This window comes from Lentzea indica (genome assembly GCF_012184385.1).
GTDB lineage: Bacteria > Actinomycetota > Actinomycetes > Mycobacteriales > Pseudonocardiaceae > Lentzea > Lentzea indica.
Map to the genome: position 1 here is coordinate 1 of NZ_VSRL01000523.1, position 1,714 is coordinate 1,714.

General features: G+C 70.5%; 1 protein-coding gene and 1 pseudogene. Both read left to right on the plus strand.

Going from position 1 to position 1,714, the window contains the following annotated elements:
- A partial coding sequence (locus FXN61_RS49245; protein WP_167980610.1) for a DUF2207 family protein occupies window positions 1-906 on the plus strand: 906 nt, incomplete at its 5' end.
- 10 nt (window positions 907-916) lie between these two features.
- Window positions 917-1,615: pseudogene (locus FXN61_RS49250) on the plus strand (M16 family metallopeptidase); the annotation flags it as partial.
- Window positions 1,616-1,714 lie beyond the last annotated feature (99 nt).

Consider the following 1,714-nt stretch of genomic DNA (forward strand, 5'->3'; position numbering starts at 1 on the left):
GGCGGCGTCGCGCTGCTCTGGTACCTGCGCGGCCGCGACGCGGCGGCGCTCGCGAGCGAGGTCGGCGCGGTCTCCGTGCTGGTGCGAGACCAGAACGACAGGGTCGCTTTTGCCTCGCCAGACGGCGTTCTGCCCGGTCAGGTCGGCACCGTCGTCGACGAGCACGTGGACGTCGTCGACGTGACCGCCACCGTCATCGACCTCGCCGTCCGCAACTACCTGTGGATCGCGGAGGTGGAGGGTCACGACTGGCAGATCGTGCGCCGCAACCCGGCCGACGACTCGTTGTCCGGCTACGAGAAGGCCGTCTACGAAGCCCTTCTGCCGCAGGGCGTCGACGCCGTGACGGTGTCCGAGCTGCGCGGCCGCCGGATCGATCTCGGGCTTGTCCGTGACGAGCTGTACGCGGACGTGGTGGAGAAGCGCTGGTTCGTGCGCCGCCCGGACGCCGAGCGGAGCCTGTTCTGGTGGGTCGGCATCGCGATCGCGGTGCTGGGCGTGGTCTCCACCGTCGTGCTGGCGCTGACGATCGGCAACGCGCTGTTCGGGCTCGCGGTCGCGGTGGGCGGTGTCGCCCTGGCGTTCGGCGCGCGGTCGATGCCCGCCCGCACCAAGCGCGGCAGCGAGCTGCTGGAGCACGTCCGCGGCCTGCGCGGGTACCTCCACGGCGTGACTCCTGACGACGTCCCCGAGGCCGACCGCGAGCTGGTGTTCTCCCGTTCGCTGCCGTACGCGGTGGTGCTCGGCGAGACCGAGCGCTGGCTCACGACGTTCGGTCAGCAGGACCTCTATTGGTACGGCAACGTGTCCGACTTCCGGCGCAGCTTCCCCGCGTTCCTGGGAGCGCTCGACGGCGTGCTCGCGCAGGCGGGCCACCTGCGATCGCTCCGGACGCCGAACCCGTAGGCTGGCGGGCATGGCCTCACCCGAACTGCACAGGTTCACGTTGCCCAACGGCCTGCGGGTGGTGCTCGCCCCCGACGCCAGCGCACCGGTCGTTGGCGTCAGCGTGCACTACGACGTCGGCTTCCGTTCCGAGCCGGAGGGGCGCACCGGGTTCGCGCACCTCTTCGAGCACCTGATGTTCCAGGGCAGCGAGAGCCTGGAGAAGCTGGCCCACTTCCGGCACGTGCAGTCGTCGGGCGGCACGTTCAACGGGTCGACACACCCCGACTACACCGACTACTACCAGGTGCTGCCCTCCGCGGCGCTGGAGCGGGCGCTGTTCCTCGAGGCGGACCGCATGCGCGCGCCGAAGCTCACCGACGAGAACCTCCGCAACCAGATCGACGTGGTGAAGGAGGAGATCCGGCTCAACGTGCTGAACCGCCCGTACGGCGGGTTCCCCTGGATCCTCCTCCCCGCGGTGCTGTTCAAGACGTTCGCCAACGCGCACAACGGCTACGGCGACTTCGTCGACCTGGAGAGCGCCACGGTCGACGACTGCGCGGAGTTCTTCGACACCTACTACAGCCCGGCGAACGCGGTGCTGACGGTGGCGGGCGACCTGGACGTCGAGGCCACGAAGGCGTTGGTGGAGAAGCACTTCGGTGACGTTCCCGCGCGTCCGCGGCCCGAGCGCCCTTCGTTCGCGGAGCCGGCCCCGCAGGGCGAGGGGAGCCGGAGGACCTCGCGTCCTTCACCGACGCCGCGGACTTCCACCAGGAGCCGTACTCGCCGACCGTGACCGTGCGCGGCCGCACCGGCTCGAACG